Annotated in this window: 2 pseudogenes; both read right to left on the bottom strand. The window is 67.6% G+C overall.

What is annotated here, in order from left to right:
* Positions 1-217, bottom strand: a pseudogene (locus tag H928_RS32315) (hypothetical protein); the annotation flags it as partial.
* A 10-nt stretch (positions 218-227) separates the two neighbouring features.
* Positions 228-506: pseudogene (locus H928_RS33240) on the bottom strand (ChuX/HutX family heme-like substrate-binding protein); the annotation flags it as partial.

The following is a 506-nucleotide window of genomic DNA, read 5'->3' as shown; positions in this document are numbered from 1 at the left end:
CGGCGCCCAGCAGGTAGACGATTTCGGTGAGCGCACCACTCAAACTAACCAGGCGCTTGGCCGCCACCTGGGGCTGCACGCCGACAAAGGGCTGCAGCACCGATTTGGCACCGGCATCCACCGGCCGGGCGGGCTGCGCCCACAGCGGGCCCGCGATGGCTGCAGCGGCAGCGCCAGCCGCCCAGGCCAGGCAATCACGGCGATTCAATAAAGCCATCTTGCCCTCCTCAAGCGCTGACCGGCTCGGCGTTCAGGCGCGGCAGGCCGGTTGCCAGCGCGCGCCAGCCCGCCAGCTCCGGCTTGCCGGGCTTGCGCGCGCCAAAGAACATGGCCATCAGGTCGCCATAGGCGTCGAACAGCTCGACCGAGGTGACGGTGCCATCGCTGGTTGGCTTTTCCACCAGCCAGGCATGGGCGATCAGATCGGTGCGCAGATGCAGGTTGAAGCCCTGGTCCAGCACATTGATCCATTCGGCATTCGGGCTGCTCATCGGCTCCCTGCGCCG

The sequence above is a fragment of the Comamonas sp. B-9 genome (assembly GCF_000410635.1).
Classification (GTDB): Bacteria; Pseudomonadota; Gammaproteobacteria; order Burkholderiales; family Burkholderiaceae_C; genus Comamonas.
Note: the sequence above shows the minus strand (reverse complement) of the source record. Positions and strands in the feature narration are given on the sequence as shown.